18 protein-coding genes are annotated in these 13,789 nt (G+C 68.8%); 7 read left to right on the top strand and 11 right to left on the bottom strand.

Annotated features, from left to right (window positions below; all coding sequences use genetic code 11):
* Nucleotides 1-81: 81 nt before the first annotated feature.
* Entirely contained in the window at nt 82-732 is a 651-nt protein-coding gene (locus RF701_RS15415; protein WP_210356797.1) for a GntR family transcriptional regulator, read from the bottom strand.
* Nucleotides 733-904: 172 nt separating this feature from the next.
* Here RF701_RS15415 and RF701_RS15420 point away from each other — a divergent pair, with 172 nt between their 5' ends.
* From RF701_RS15420 to hslU, 5 genes are all read left to right on the top strand, one after another.
* Nucleotides 905-2,149: an FAD-dependent oxidoreductase gene (locus tag RF701_RS15420; RefSeq protein ID WP_308815482.1), complete on the top strand. Its 1,245-nt coding sequence runs from the start codon at nt 905-907 to the stop codon at nt 2,147-2,149.
* Complete coding sequence (locus RF701_RS15425; protein ID WP_308815483.1) at nt 2,146-3,327, top strand: Xaa-Pro peptidase family protein; 1,182 nt, start codon at nt 2,146-2,148, stop codon at nt 3,325-3,327. The genes RF701_RS15420 and RF701_RS15425 overlap by 4 nt, the downstream gene beginning before the upstream one ends.
* A gap of 132 nt (nt 3,328-3,459) precedes the next feature.
* Nucleotides 3,460-3,744: a 3TM-type holin gene (locus RF701_RS15430; RefSeq protein WP_308815484.1), complete on the top strand. Its 285-nt coding sequence runs from the start codon at nt 3,460-3,462 to the stop codon at nt 3,742-3,744.
* Nucleotides 3,745-3,861: 117 nt separating this feature from the next.
* On the top strand, nt 3,862-4,407 hold the full coding sequence (gene hslV, locus RF701_RS15435) for an ATP-dependent protease subunit HslV (protein WP_203308318.1): 546 nt from the start codon (nt 3,862-3,864) through the stop codon (nt 4,405-4,407).
* 111 nt (nt 4,408-4,518) lie between these two features.
* Complete coding sequence (hslU, locus tag RF701_RS15440) at nt 4,519-5,811, top strand: ATP-dependent protease ATPase subunit HslU (RefSeq protein WP_308815485.1); 1,293 nt, start codon at nt 4,519-4,521, stop codon at nt 5,809-5,811.
* 69 nt (nt 5,812-5,880) lie between these two features.
* Here the strand turns inward: hslU and RF701_RS15445 are convergent, their stop codons facing one another.
* The 4 genes from RF701_RS15445 to RF701_RS15460 are packed head-to-tail and all read right to left on the bottom strand — an operon-like array spanning nt 5,881 to nt 7,880.
* Nucleotides 5,881-6,246 (bottom strand): hypothetical protein, encoded by a 366-nt coding sequence (locus RF701_RS15445; protein WP_308815486.1) that lies wholly within the window; start codon nt 6,244-6,246, stop codon nt 5,881-5,883.
* Entirely contained in the window at nt 6,243-6,644 is a 402-nt protein-coding gene (locus RF701_RS15450; protein WP_210356794.1) for a hypothetical protein, read from the bottom strand. The genes RF701_RS15445 and RF701_RS15450 overlap by 4 nt, the downstream gene beginning before the upstream one ends.
* Nucleotides 6,645-6,684: 40 nt before the next feature.
* Nucleotides 6,685-7,422 carry a hydroxyacylglutathione hydrolase gene (gloB, locus tag RF701_RS15455; RefSeq protein WP_210356793.1) on the bottom strand — a complete coding sequence of 246 codons (738 nt, stop codon included), beginning with the start codon at nt 7,420-7,422 and terminating at the stop codon, nt 6,685-6,687.
* 2 nt (nt 7,423-7,424) lie between these two features.
* Nucleotides 7,425-7,880 carry a VOC family protein gene (locus RF701_RS15460; RefSeq protein ID WP_203308314.1) on the bottom strand — a complete coding sequence of 152 codons (456 nt, stop codon included), beginning with the start codon at nt 7,878-7,880 and terminating at the stop codon, nt 7,425-7,427.
* Nucleotides 7,881-7,964: 84 nt separating this feature from the next.
* Here RF701_RS15460 and RF701_RS15465 point away from each other — a divergent pair, with 84 nt between their 5' ends.
* A complete protein-coding gene (locus tag RF701_RS15465) occupies nt 7,965-8,681 on the top strand; it encodes an SIMPL domain-containing protein (RefSeq protein ID WP_210356792.1) in 717 nt (238 codons plus the stop codon).
* Between the two features lie 57 nt (nt 8,682-8,738).
* On the opposite strand, the gene RF701_RS15470 is transcribed toward RF701_RS15465, so the two are convergent.
* The 6 genes from RF701_RS15470 to RF701_RS15495 all read right to left on the bottom strand — a co-directional run bounded on the left by RF701_RS15470 (nt 8,739) and on the right by RF701_RS15495 (nt 13,186).
* Nucleotides 8,739-9,554, bottom strand: a complete 816-nt coding sequence (locus RF701_RS15470; RefSeq protein ID WP_308815488.1) for a hypothetical protein — start codon at nt 9,552-9,554, stop codon at nt 8,739-8,741.
* A gap of 23 nt (nt 9,555-9,577) precedes the next feature.
* The gene (locus RF701_RS15475) at nt 9,578-10,300 is read right to left on the bottom strand and encodes an alpha/beta hydrolase (protein WP_210356790.1); all 723 of its coding nucleotides are present in this window, start codon (nt 10,298-10,300) and stop codon (nt 9,578-9,580) included.
* A 130-nt stretch (nt 10,301-10,430) separates the two neighbouring features.
* On the bottom strand, nt 10,431-10,979 hold the full coding sequence (locus RF701_RS15480; RefSeq protein WP_308815489.1) for an NUDIX hydrolase: 549 nt from the start codon (nt 10,977-10,979) through the stop codon (nt 10,431-10,433).
* Nucleotides 10,976-11,647, bottom strand: coding sequence for a hypothetical protein (locus RF701_RS15485; RefSeq protein WP_308815490.1), 672 nt, complete (start codon nt 11,645-11,647; stop codon nt 10,976-10,978). The genes RF701_RS15480 and RF701_RS15485 overlap by 4 nt, the downstream gene beginning before the upstream one ends.
* A 10-nt stretch (nt 11,648-11,657) precedes the next feature.
* Nucleotides 11,658-12,581, bottom strand: a complete 924-nt coding sequence (locus RF701_RS15490) for a YgcG family protein (RefSeq protein ID WP_210356787.1) — start codon at nt 12,579-12,581, stop codon at nt 11,658-11,660.
* 5 nt (nt 12,582-12,586) lie between these two features.
* Nucleotides 12,587-13,186: a LemA family protein gene (locus RF701_RS15495; protein WP_203308307.1), complete on the bottom strand. Its 600-nt coding sequence runs from the start codon at nt 13,184-13,186 to the stop codon at nt 12,587-12,589.
* Nucleotides 13,187-13,315: 129 nt separating this feature from the next.
* Between RF701_RS15495 and mscL the strand changes: the two genes are divergently transcribed.
* Complete coding sequence (mscL, locus tag RF701_RS15500) at nt 13,316-13,774, top strand: large conductance mechanosensitive channel protein MscL (protein WP_210356786.1); 459 nt, start codon at nt 13,316-13,318, stop codon at nt 13,772-13,774.
* Nucleotides 13,775-13,789: the final 15 nt, after the last annotated feature.

Raw genomic sequence — 13,789 nt, forward strand, 5'->3', positions numbered from 1 at the left:
ATCCGCCGTGCGATGCAATCCATGTTGTACGTGCGACGGCCTGCTTCGTATCCCTGCGCGGCCGCGGCGTGGCGGCATCGATCACTGAGAGGCGCCGAATTGCGCGCGCAGGTCGTCGCGGGTGGCGGATAGATGTTGCGTCACCAGGGCTTCCACCGTCTTTCCATCGCGGGCGAGCCAGGCGTCGATCATCTGTCGGTGCTCGACATGCGCCCGATCCTCCCGGCCCGCGGGCTGGAGATGCGCGATGACATAGCGTTCGGCGAGAACGGCAAGACGCTCGACGAGCTGCGTCGTCAACACGCGTCCGCCCGGACGGACCAGGGCGGTATGGAAATCGCGGTTGCGAACGGCGACCTCGGTGAGGTTCTCCGCTGCCGCAGCGTCGAGCGCGTGGTAGGCGGCCTCCGCCTCCGCGCGGTCACGGGCGGTCGCTTCGGCGGCGGCGCGGGCGGCGGCGGCGGGCTCGATCGCGAGGCGCAGCGCATAGATCTCGTCCGCCTGTTCGGCCGACATCGGTCGTACGGTATAGCCGCGATTGGCCTGGCTGACGAGTAGCCCTTCCTGTTCAAGGCGCGCCAGCGCCTCGCGCAGCGGTATCTTGCTGACGCCGAGTTCCGCCGCCAGCGCGTCCTGCCGGATCGGTGAGCCGGTCGGAATGTCGCCCGACACGATCCGTTCGAGCACGATCTCGAATACCTGATCGGACAACGTGCGCACGACGATGGTCATGAAAAAGGAAAACCTCCGAGGGACCGGACGGTGAGTCCGTCAAAGATGCAGACATTTCAGAAGGCGGTCGCGGGATCAATCACCTACTGCGTGTCCGTCATGCCACGCCGATCGCAGCGCGACAACGGGAAGGGCGGTTGCGTGGGTTTTTCGTATACGATAGGCCCGGGCAATGGGTGAAACGAGCAGGTGCGCATCCGTCGCGGTGATCGGCGGCGGTATCGTGGGGCGGAGCATCGCGTTGCAACTGGCCGCGCGCGGCATCACGGTGACGCTGATCGACCGGGATGGGGCGGGGGCGGCGTCGTGGGGCAATGCGGGCCATATCGCGACTGAACAGGTTGAGCCTTTTGCATCGCCCGCGACGTTGCGATCCGCACCGCGCCGCCTGTTCCTGCGCGGCGGCCCGCTCGCACTGCCGCCGGCGATGGCGGGGAGCTGGCTGCCGTTCGCGCTCCGGCTCGTCCGTGCCAGCAGCCGACGTCAGGTCGCCGCCGGCTCAAGGGCGCTCGGCAGTCTGCTTTGCGAGGCGGCGCCCGCGTGGCGACGGCTAGGTGAGGCGATCGGCGCGCCCGGACTCGTCGGGCTCGATGGTCACGAAGTCGCCTGGGAAAGCGCGCGCAGCGCCGACGCGGGCCGGCGGGCCTGGGCGCAGGCGGATACGGGTACGGCACGTCCGGGCAATGTCGACGCGGCGGGACATGCCGCGCTGCGCCGGCTGAGCCCCGCCGTTGTCGACGCGATCCGTTTCGTGGGCACCGGCAGGATCACCGACCTGGACCAGCTCGCGCATGCGCTGGATGGGGCGCTCGCCCGGGCGGGCGTGACGCGCGTCGCCGCGGAGGCGCGGCTGCGTCGCGCCGGGGACCGGATCGTGTGCGAAGGCGTCGATGCGGATGGGATCGTCGTGGCGGCCGGTATCGGCTCGCGCGATCTGATGCGCGCGATCGGCTGGCGCGTCCCGATGATCGCTGAACGCGGCTATCATGTCCGCTTCGCGCCGGGCGATTGGCCGGCAGACCGTATCCCGCTGGTGTTCGAAGACCGTTCGATGATCGTCACCCGCTATGCCGATTGTGTGCAGGCCGCGGGCTTCGTCGAGTTCGGTCGTGCCGATGCGCCGGCAGACCCGCGCAAATGGCAACGGCTCGAGGCGCATGTCGCGGCCTTGCGGCTCCCGGTCGGCCCGGTGGTCAGCCGGTGGATGGGTGCGCGGCCGACGCTGCCGGATTATCTGCCCGCCATCGGGCGCGCGGTAGGTGTCGACAACCTCTTCTATGCGTTCGGTCACCAGCACCTCGGCTTGACGCTGGGACCGGTGACGGGGGAAGTGCTGGGACAGCTGGTCGGCGGCGAGACGCCGGCGATCGACCTGACGCCCTTTGCCCTCGAACGCCTGACGGGACCTCTGCCATGATCGCGACCTCCGATGCCGCTGCCGAACTCGCCGCGATCCGGCCGCCAGCCACCCGCGCCGCCGCCATTTCCGGGGACGAATATACGGCGCGGCTGGAGAAGGCGCGCGGGCTGACCGAAGCGCTTGGGGCGAAGGCGCTGCTCGTCCACGCGGGCGCATCGCTTCGCTATTTCACCGGCATACCCTGGGGCGCGAGCGAACGAATGGTCGCGCTGCTGCTGCCGGTGCAGGGCGCGCCCTCGATCGTCTGCCCGCGTTTCGAGGAAGGGACGCTGCGCGCGGACCTGAAGATCGCGGCGGAGCTGAGACTGTGGGAGGAGGACGAGGATCCCGCGGCGCTGGTCGCCGACGCAATGCCGCGCGGCGCGCGAATCGCGATCGATCCGCTCTTGCCCTTCGCCTGGGGCGAGAAGCTGCGGCGTCTGGGGCTGGACGCTATTGACGGCGCCGCCGCGATCGACGGTTGCCGGATGATCAAGTCGGCGGCGGAGCTGGCGTTGCTGGCGGAAGCCAAGGCGATGACGCTGGAGGTACAGGCCCGCGCCGCGCGGATCCTGCGCCCCGGCATGGCGGCGGCCGAGGTGGTACGGTTCATCGATTCCGCGCACCGCGCCATCACCGGGGGCACGGGCAGCACCTTCTGCATCGTCCAATTCGGCCGAGCGACCGCCTTTCCGCACGGCCTGCCGGGCGAGCAGTTTCTCGAGGAAAATCAGCTGGTGCTGATCGACACCGGCACCACGGTACAGGGATATCATTCCGATATCACGCGCAGCTATGCGTTCGGCAACGTCGGCGCGGAGGTCGAGGCCATCTGGCATATCGAAAAGGCTGCGCAGGCGGCGGCGTTCGCGGCCGCCGCGCCGGGCGTGCCGTGCGAGGCGGCTGACGCTGCGGCACGCGGCGTGATCGCGGCCGCGGGACTGGGACCGGACTATCGCCTGCCCGGCCTGCCGCATCGCACCGGTCACGGAATCGGCCTGTCCATCCACGAGCCGGCCTATCTGGTGCGCGGAGACCATACGTCGATGGCGCCGGGCATGTGTTTTTCCAACGAGCCGATGATCGTCGTACCCGACCGGTTCGGCGTCCGTTTGGAGGATCATTTCCATGTCACCGCGGACGGCGCGGCCTGGTTCACCGCGCCGCAGCCGTCGCTGACAGAGCCGTTCGGATGAGCCGGCGCCGAGACTGATCCGAAAACGCCGGTCATCGGCACGCGTCCTTGTCTTCACCGTTGCGCGAACCTATATGGTTCGTTCAACGGGCGGGGGGACAGCTTGGTGGCACAAGCGGAAGCGGATGACGGCATGGCGCGGGCAGCAGGGCCGGCCGACGTCGGGACGCAGAACGAGGATGCCTGGGTGCGCCGGGCGCGTCCGATGTTCCTCTATGTGATGTACGCCCTTCTTCTGTGGGCGATCCCCATGGGGGTGATCGCCGCGGTACGACCGGCGGCGGCGGCGGCGATGGCGGCCGGCATCGCCGCCTATCTACGCGCCATTCCCGAGCCGCTCTACGCGCTCTTCGGCACGGGCTATCTCGGCTATACGGTGGCGCGGAGCTGGGGAAAGGCGCTGGGCAGCGAACGTTAGCGGCGCGATCCGACGCCCCGGGGCGGGATCGGATCGAGGAGTGAGCCGTCCGCCCCTTGGCATTCGCGTCCGCCGCTTCCTACATGCGGCGCCATGAGCGGGAACGATCCTCACGCCATGCCCGTATGGCATGGCACCACCATCCTGTCGGTACGACGCGGCGGCAAGGTCGTCGTCATCGGGGACGGCCAGGTCTCCATGGGCCAGACGGTCATGAAGCCGAACGCGCGCAAGGTGCGCCGACTTGGCGCCGACGGTCAGGTGATCGGCGGCTTCGCCGGCGCCACGGCCGACGCCTTCACGCTGTTCGAGCGGCTCGAAGCCAAGCTGGAGCGTCACCAGGGGCAGCTGATGCGCGCCGCGGTCGAGTTGGCAAAAGACTGGCGCACCGACAAATATCTGCGCAACCTGGAGGCGATGATGATCGTCGCCGACAAGGAGGTGACGCTGATCCTCACCGGCAACGGCGACGTGCTGGAGCCGGAGAATGGCGTCGCCGCGATCGGATCGGGCGGCAATTACGCGCTCGCCGCGGCGCGGGCGCTCGTCGATTACGAAGGCGACGCGGAAACGATCTGCCGCAAGGCGATGCAGATCGCCGCCGACGTCTGCGTCTACACGAATGACCGGGTCACGGTGGAGACGCTGGATAGCGCGGCGTGATCGGAATCCCTCCCCCATTCAGGGGAGGGCCGAGAATGACTGTTCCAGAACCTCACCCGTGACGTCACCATCCCAACCCCGTTCCGGACGGAAAGGGGCTCGAGAGAATAGATGAACCAGAATCTCACCCCCAAGGCGATCGTCGCCGCACTGGATGCCCATATCGTCGGCCAGCGGGACGCGAAGCGCGCGGTCGCGGTGGCCCTGCGCAACCGCTGGCGGCGGCAGCAGCTCAGCCCCGACTTGCGCGACGAGGTAACGCCCAAGAACATCCTGATGATCGGGCCGACCGGGTGCGGCAAGACCGAGATCAGCCGTCGTCTGGCGAAGCTCGCCGATGCGCCCTTCGTCAAGGTCGAGGCGACCAAGTTCACCGAGGTCGGCTATGTCGGCCGCGACGTCGAACAGATCGCCCGCGATCTGGTCGAGGAAGCGATCCGGCTCGAGAAGGAGCGTCGGCGCGTCGCGGTCAAGGACAAGGCGGAAGACGCGGCGATGAAGCGCCTGCTCGATGCGCTGGTCGGGAAAGACGCCAGCCAGGCAACGCGCGAGAGTTTTCGCCAGCGCTTCGCCGACGGCCATCTCGATACGGCCGAGGTGGAGATCGAGGTGGAGCAGGCGGCGGCGGCACCGTTCGACATCCCCGGCGCCGGCGCGCAGATGATCAACCTGTCGGAGATGATGAAGTCCTTCGGCGGCGGCCAGCCGTTGAAGCGGCGCAAGCTGACCGTCCGCGCGGCGTGGGAGAAGCTGATCGAGGAGGAGGCGGACAAGCGTCTCGACCAGGACGACGTCAATCGGACCGCGCTGGCGGACGCCGAGGCGAACGGCATCGTCTTCCTCGACGAGATCGACAAGATCGCGGTCAGCGACGTGCGGGGCGGTTCGGTGAGCCGCGAGGGCGTGCAGCGCGACCTGTTGCCCCTGATCGAGGGTACCACCGTCGCGACCAAATACGGCCCGATGAAGACGGATCATATCCTGTTCATCGCATCGGGGGCGTTCCACGTCGCCAAGCCCAGCGACCTCCTGCCCGAGCTGCAGGGGCGCCTGCCGATCCGCGTCGAGCTCAAGGGCCTCACCGAGGCCGATTTCATCGCGATCCTGTCGGATACCAAGGCGTCGCTGCCCGCGCAGTACAAGGCGTTGCTCGGCACCGAGGGCGTGGCGGTCGAATTCGCTCCCGACGGCATCGCCGCGATCGCGCGGATCGCCGCCGAGGTGAACGGGCAGGTCGAAAATATCGGCGCGCGGAGGCTGCAAACGGTGATGGAGAAGCTGCTCGAGGATGTGAGCTTCGACGCAGAGGACCGGAAGGAGCCGGTCACCGTCGATGCCGCCTATGTCGAGGCGCAGCTGGCGGGGATCGCGCGCAACACCGATCTCAGCCGTTTCGTACTCTAGACGCGTCAGGGGGATCAGCGCGGCACGGCGGGCCACGATCCGGCAAGACCGGATCGGGGCCGCCCGACGCTATTTCGTGATCCGATCGTAGGGGGTGAAGGGCGTGAAGCGGCAGTTTGCCGGCGGAATGCTCACCCCTGGCTCAAGGACCTGAAAGCGGTCGTTGGCGCATAGCTGTGATCCCGAATAGGCGTGGACGATCAGCGTCGTCAGCGGCCGCAGCCACGGACAGTCGCCGACCGGTCCGGTCTTCCACACACGCCGGCCCGCACCCGCGCGGTAGAGGATCGTGTGGCTGTCGACGATGGTCGGACCATCCGACATCCCAAGGTCGATACATTGCTGCGGCTTGCCCGCGACGCGGCCAGCTAGCGGATCGTCCTTCGCCGCGAGGGTGAGCGCGGCGAGCGGCAGCAGGGCGAGCGCGCGGATCATTTCACGCTGTACCGGACGAAGGGGCCAAACGAGCAACTGCCGGTGAAGGTCCGGCTGGCCGCGTCGACCGTGGTCGCGATGTCGCCCTGGCACAATTGCGTGCTGGGCGTGCGCGTGATCAGGACGTCGCCGCGACCCATGCCCTCGCATCCGCCACTGGTGTCGCTGCGATATTTAAGCTGCGGGCTGACGATGTAGACGATGGTAGGGCCGTAGCCGTGACTCTGCTGCGAACGGGTGAGGCTGATGCAGCTGGTGCTGCCGTGCGGCGTCAGGCCGGCAAGTTCCTTGTCGAGGCCGGCCGCCGCCTGGGCGCTGACCTGCGGCGTTGTGGCGGTGCCGGTACAGCCCGCGACGGCGAGCGGCACGAGCGTGGCGATGCAGAGCGGACGGATCATGGCGCCACAACGCATCGCGCCTTTCGAGGCTCCCCGCAAGTCAGCCGCGAAACGCATCCTTCTCGGCGCGAAGTCGCGCCAGCTCGTCGGCGGTGTCGGCCCGCAGGAAGGGGTTGGTCGCGCGCTCGCGTCCGATCGACGTCGGGATCGTCGCCTCGCCTCGTGCGCGCCTCGCGTCGACCTCCGCCATGCGGGCGGCGATCGCCGCATTGTCCGGCTCCGCGACGCGCGCGAAGCGGCCGTTGGACTGGGTATATTCGTGCCCGCAATAGACCTGCGTGTCGTCGGGCAAGGCGGCATAGCGACGCATGTTGGCGAACATCTGCGCCGCGTCGCCCTCGAACAAGCGGCCGCAGCCCATCGCGAACAGCGTATCGCCGGTGAAGATCGCGCCCGCGTCGGCGAAATGGAAGGCGACATGACCGGCGGTGTGTCCTGGCACATGAAGGACGGACGCGACATGGCGGCCGAGGCGGACCGTGTCGCCCTCGTCGACCAAGGTGTCGAGCGTCGGGATCTTCGCCGCTTCCGCAGCGGGTCCGGTGATCCGCGCGCCGGCTGCCTTCATCGCCGCATTGCCGCCCGTGTGGTCGGGATGCCAATGGGTCGTCCACACCTGTCCGATCGACCAGCCGCGTTCGGCGGCGGCATCCAGCAGCGGCTGCGCCTCGCCCGGATCGATGGCGACCGTCTCGCCGCTGGCGGGATCGTGGACCAGCCAGGCGTAATTGTCGGCGAGTACCGGCACCCGCACGATGTCGAGCGAGGACGCGGCCATGATCACCAGCTCCCGGTGTTGGGCATCGACGCCCAAGGCTCGGCCGGGGCCAGTGGCTCGCCGGCCTGCAGCAGTTCGATGGAGATGCCGTCGGGAGTCTTCACGAACGCCATGTTCCCGTCGCGCGGCGGCCGGTTGATGGTCACGCCCGCGTCGCGAAGCCGCGCGCACATGTCGTAGATGTTGTCGACGCGATAGGCGAGATGGCCGAAGTTGCGGCCGCCCGAATAGGCCTCCGACTCGCTGCCGTCTTCCGCCGGCCAGTTGTACGTGAGCTCGACCTCCGCGCGACGATTGCCGATCTTTGCATCCTCCTCGCTTGCCAGGAAGATCAGCGTGAAGCGGCCGGCCTCGCTCTCCATGCGGCGGACCTCCTTCAGTCCGAGCAGTTCGAAGAAGCGGATCGTCGCGTCCGGATCGGTCACCCGGATCATCGTGTGCAGATAGTAGGTCGACATAGAAAACTCCGTTCGTCGCCGTAAAGGCACGGTTCATCGGCGCGAGAGCAGCCTCTCTTCGGCTATATGGGAGCGGAGGACGGGATGGAAAGCGGGGTGACGACGTACAATCGAGGACTGTGGATCGCAGCGGTGATCCTGGCGGCGGGCATCGCGTCCGGCGGCTATCTGCTCGGCGACGGGTTGTTGCGTGCGAGACATGCCGACCGGGCGGTGACGGTCCGTGGCCTGGCAGAGCGCAACGTGACCGCGGATCTGGCCGTCTGGACGCTCAATTATTCCGAACAGGGCACCGATACCGCGGCGGTTCAGGCCGACATCGAGCGCGACACGGCGACGGTTCGACGCTTCTTCGCCGCGCTGGGCTTCCCCGCCGGCGCGCTGACGCCGACGGGTGCCGGCGTGAACCAGAATTTCGTCAACGGCATGCCGACGGTGACGATCAGCCAGCGCTTGCAGCTGCGCACCACCGACATTGCGCGCGCACGTGCGGCGGTGGCGCGGCAGTTCGACCTGGTGCGGCAGGGTGTGCGGCTGCAGGAAGGCTCTGGCATGACCTACAGCTTCACCCGCCTGAACGACATCAAGCCGGCGATGGTCGCGGCGGCGACCCGTGATGCGCGCGCATCGGCGGAGCAATTCGCCAAGGACAGCGGCACCGGCGTCGGCGGCATCAAGAGCGCCACCCAGGGCTATTTCTCGGTCGAGGCGCGCGACGGCGAGCCTAGCGGCTATGGTGTCGCGGATACGCCCTTCAAGAAGGTGCGGGTGGTGACGACGGTCGAATTCTACCTGCAGTGAACGCCAAAGCCTGCACGTGCCGCTCTCCGCGCGCCAGTCGAGCGGGGGGTGTCGGCGTCAGCGTCCGATCGGCGCCGTGGGCTTCGCAACAGGCGCTGTCGCCGACGCGCCCGCGCCGTCGAATTGCCTGAGCGCGGCAAGGGCGTGCGCGGCGACCGGCGTGTTCGGCGACAGCCGTGCGGCCTCGGCCCACGCCGCCTTGGCGCCGGCTTCGTCGCGCGCGAGGGCGGCGATGTTGCCGGCCTCCAGCTGGACGGACGCATCGTCGGGCGAGCGCTTCAGCGCCTCCGCGATGTCCTTCTTTGCACGCGGGATGTCGCCGTCACGGCGCGCCAGGGTCGCCGAAAGCAGCCAGGCGAGCGGATCGGCGGCGGCATTGGTCAGCGCCATGTCGATGTCCCGCCGCGCGGCCTCGGTCTCGCCTGCCGCCACGAGCGCGCGGGCGTGGTCGAGCTGCGTCTCGCCCAACGCGAGACCGGTCAGCGTGCCGGCGATCAGCGCGGTATCCAGCGCGGCGCGCGCCTTCGCGGCATCGCCCGCCGCGAGCCACGCATTGCCCGCCTGCGCCCAGTAATTGGCGGCGCGTTTGTCGTGCCCGAGCTCGGCCGCCTTGCCCGCCGCCTCGAACGCCCCTGCGGCGGCCGGCCAGTTACGCTCCTGGGCATAGGCGAGGCCGGCACATTGCTGTGCGAACCAATGGCCATCCGCCGCTGCCCAGCGCAGCGCCTCGGCCCGCGCGGCGGCGGGATCGCTTTCCGCCAGATTGACGCAGCGCTGGTAGCGCGCTTCCCGCGAATCCTCCGGCTGCGACGCGGGTCTCGCGGCGCCTGCCTTGATCGACAGGGGCGATTTGGGCGCGGTGGCCTGAGCCATGGCCGCGGCAAGAGAAAGGGCGATCATATTCGGTGCAGCACGTCCTCGACCGCCCGAATGATCAGCGCGACGTCGGTATCGCGCGACAGGCGGTGGTCGCCGTCCTTGACCAGCCACGTCTGCACGTCCGCTGAACGGAGCAGCTCGGCCAGATGGCAGGTGCGCTGCCACGGTACGTCGGGATCGCGCTGTCCCTGCACCAGCCGCACCGGACCGTCGATCGCGATCTGGCCGAACATCAGCCGGTTCGCCTCGCCCGAGGTGAAGAAGCCGCGCGTGTAGACGGTCGGCTCGGGACCATAGGGATTGGCGCGCTCCAGCCGGCCGGTCTGCAGGATCGCCATCTTCTCGTCCATTGAGAAGCCCCAGTCGGTGAAGTCCGGGGCGGGGGCGATGCCCACCAGGGCCTTGACGCGGTCGGGCCGCGCGCGGGCCGCGAGCAGCATCAGCCAGCCGCCCATCGACGAGCCGACCAGCACGACGTCGCCGCCGGCCACTTCGTCGATCATCGCAAGCACGTCGTCGCGCCATCCGGCCAGCGTCTGGTCTTCGAACGCGCCCTCGCTATGGCCGCAGCCGGCATAATCGAAGCGCAGGAACGCCTGGCCCCGTGCCTTCGCCCAGTTTTCCAGCGCGACCGCCTTGGTGCCGCTCATGTCGGAGGCATAGCCGGGCAGGAAGATGACGGTTGGGCCGGCCCCCTGCGTGTGGTGGTAGGCGAGGCGGGGACGGGGCGTTTCGGTCATGCCGCGGCTCTAGGCTCCGGGGGGCGGGGGCGGCAAGGGGGTGACCCTGGCCAACGGTGCCCTGGCCACGCCGGCGCTGGCGCACCCGTCCCGCCGCAGCCGGAGACGCAGCCCGTGCCGGCGGCTATCGTCAGTCGCGAAGCTCGTCGAGCAATCCGCCGCCCAGCACGAGCAGCAGCTTGGCGTCGATGCCCATGCCTGCGCGGCGCTGTTCGGCGACGAACCCGGCGACGGCGTCCAGCGGCACGCGGTGGACCGTGATATTCTCGTCATGATCGCCGCCGCCGTCGCCCGTCCGGGTCAGGCCGGTCGCGACGACCAGCGTGAAGGCCTCCGACGTCATGCCGGGCGAGGAATAGAACTGGCCGCGCTCCTCGACGATGGCGGCGTGATAGCCGGTCTCCTCCTCCAGCTCGCGGCGGGCGGCATCGGCGATGCTCTCGCCCGATTCCGTGTCGCCGACGAGACCGGCCGGCAGTTCCAGGCACGCGCGGCCGATCGGGATCCGATATTGCTCGACGAGGATCAGCTGGCCCTCTCCGTCGAGCGCGACGATCACCGCCGCGTCGATGCCGCCGCGCCGCTCGGCATATTCCCAGCTGCCCTGCTGGCGCACGCTGAGATACTTGCCTTCCCACATGGTGCGGGCGGCGTCGTCTGTCCTGGTTTCGATGGTCATAGCTCGATCAAACGATCCGGCAGTTCGTTGGTGTCGTCGGCGCGCGGCGGGAAATGTTCGGCGAGCACATTGCCCACCCGCGCGACGGCGGCGGCCATGCCCTCGCCGGGGCGGCCATCGCGCATGCCTGCGACGAGCGCCGCCATCGCCGCCCCCCAGACGTCAGGCGCGACCCGCGTGTGGATCGCGCGGTCGGCGATGATCTCCGCACGCCGCTCGTCGAGCGACAGGTAGATGAGCACACCCGTCGCGTCGCGCGTCCGCGCCTCGGCGGCGGCACGGAACAGCGTCAGCGCGCGGGCGTGGACCCGGCGCGTCTTGGTCGGTGCCGGCGTCAGTGCGAGGCGCAGCGGCATCCAGGCGAGGGCGAGGCGCACGACCAGGAACACGATGGCGAGAAGCAGGAGCGCGACGGTGAACAGGCCGCCGGGGGAGGGAGCGCCCGCCCAGGGATCGGCGACGAGGCCGTGCGCCCACACCGCCGCTTCCGGCCGCCAGGCCAGAAGCGCGAGCGCCAGCAGCATCGCGAGCACCGCCCAGTGCAGGCCGACGTCGTGATAGGCATCCGAACGCCGCGTCACGACGGTGACGATCTCGCCCGCGGTATCGCGCTCGGCGGCGGTCACCGCCTCCGAAACACGCATACGGTCCGCCTCGCTCAGCCGCATCGCCGCTCCCCTACCAGCTGCCGGAGGCGCCGCCGCCTCCGAAGTCGCCGCCGCCGCCGCCGGTGAAGCCGCCACCGCCCCAGCTGCCGTCAGAGCCGCCGCCACCGCCGCCGCCACCCCAGCCGCCGCGGTCGTCGTCGTCGCGATCGCTTGCCGAACGGCCGATTTCATTGGCGATCGACCAGAGCACGATCGGCAACATCCCGCTGCCGTGCCCATCTCCGTCGTAGCGGCGACCCCAAGGCCCCGCCTGACGCCGTCGACCCACGATCATCGGGATGACGACGAATAATAGGATGATGCCCCAAAAGATGAGCCCGATCGGCACGCCGCCGCCACCGCGTCCGCCGGACGCGCGGCGGTGGGTCGCGTCGAACTCCTTGATCGCGGCATCCGTGCGCGCCTTCGCCTCGTCCGGATTGGCGCGTAGCTGCTGGATCAGCGCATCGGTCCCGGCCGTCATCGCGCCGGGAATGTCGCCCGCCTTCAGCCTGGGCATCATGTCCTGGTTGATGATGACGCTGGACAGGGCGTCCGTCACGATCGGCTCCAGGCCACGGCCTACCTCGATCCGGGGGCCGCGATGGCCGGGGGACTCGTTGGGCGCGATGAACAGGATGGCGCCGTTGTTGACGTCATTCAGGCCAACGCCCCAGCTGCGACCGAGACGATAGCCGTAATCCTCGATCGGATAGCCCTCCAGGCTCGGGATCGTCGCGACCACCAGCTGGCGCTTGGTGTCGCGCTGCAATGCTTCCAGCTTGGCGGTCAGATCCGCCTTGGTCTGCGGCGGCAATACGTTGGCGGCGTCGACGACGAGTCCGGTGAACTTGGGAAACGTCTGCGCTGCCGCGCCGCCCGGCGCGAGGCCGAGCAGCAGCGTCGCGGCGCAGGCGAGCCACGCCGCCGACAGGCAGGCGATCAGCCGGCGCATCGCCGTCAGCTCGCATTCCCGAAGTTGACCGTCGGCGCGCGATCCGCGCCGGGCGTCGTCGCGCTGAACGGCGTGACCGGCTTGGCGCCGTAGAAGATGCGCGCGCCGATCGCGTCGGGGAAGGTGCGGATGCGCGTGTTATACTGCTGCACCGCCTCGTTATAATCGCGGCGCGCGATGGCGATGCGGTTCTCCGTGCCTTCCAGCTGGCTCATCAGCGTGGTGTAATTGCCCTGGCTCTTCAGCTCGGGATAGGCCTCCTGCAGCCGCTGCAGCGACATGGTCACGTTGTTCTGCGCACGCTCGTACTGCTGGACCTTGGCCGGGTCGGTGAGCTGATCGCCCGACACCTGCACGCGGTTCGCGTCGGCGCGGGCTTGGGTCACCTGGACCAGGATGTCCTTCTCCTGTGCGCCGGCGGCCTTCACCGTCGAGACGAGATTGGGGATCAGATCGGCGCGGCGCTGATAGTCGTTCTGGACGTCGGCCCAGCGCGCCTTCACGTTCTCCTCGGCGGTGGGAACCGAGTTGAGGCCGCAGCCGGACAGGCTGGCGACGAGGACGACGCTGGCGATCGGCGCGGTGACGGAACGAAACGACGGCATGAACACCCTCCAAAAGGATCGAACCCGCTGGTTCTGTCCTAGTGATATAGGACAGTTGTGGCGCTTGGCGAAGGGGGAATCGCTGCCTAAGCTCGCCGCCGTCCATGCAACGAGCAGAGGGGTGGCAGCATGTTCAAGGAATTCAGGGCCTTCATCGCGCGCGGCAACGTTCTCGACCTGGCCGTGGCGGTGATCATCGGCGCCGCGTTCGGCAAGATCGTCACGTCGCTGACCGAGGACGTTCTGATGCCGATCATCGGCAAAATCTTCGGCGGCCTCGATTTTTCGAGCTACTTCATCCAGCTTGGGCCGATCCCCACGACCTACAAGGGATCGCCGACCGATTATGCCGCGCTGAAGAAGGCGGGCGTCCCGCTGCTCGGGTACGGTGAGTTCGTGACGCAGTTCGTCAACTTCGTGATCATCGCCTTCATCATCTTCCTCGTCGTCCGTACGGTGAACCGCGCGACCGGCCTGCTCGAACGGCAGAAGGCGGAAGCGTCGGCGGCTGTGCCCGCGCCGGAGGCGGCGGAGGTCGCGTTGCTGCGCGAGATCCGCGACGAGCTGAAGGCGCGGCCGCGCGTCTGAGCCGCTGCGGCGGGC

Source organism: Sphingomonas sp. GV3 (genome assembly GCF_031082075.1).
Lineage (GTDB): Bacteria > Pseudomonadota > Alphaproteobacteria > Sphingomonadales > Sphingomonadaceae > Sphingomonas > Sphingomonas beigongshangi.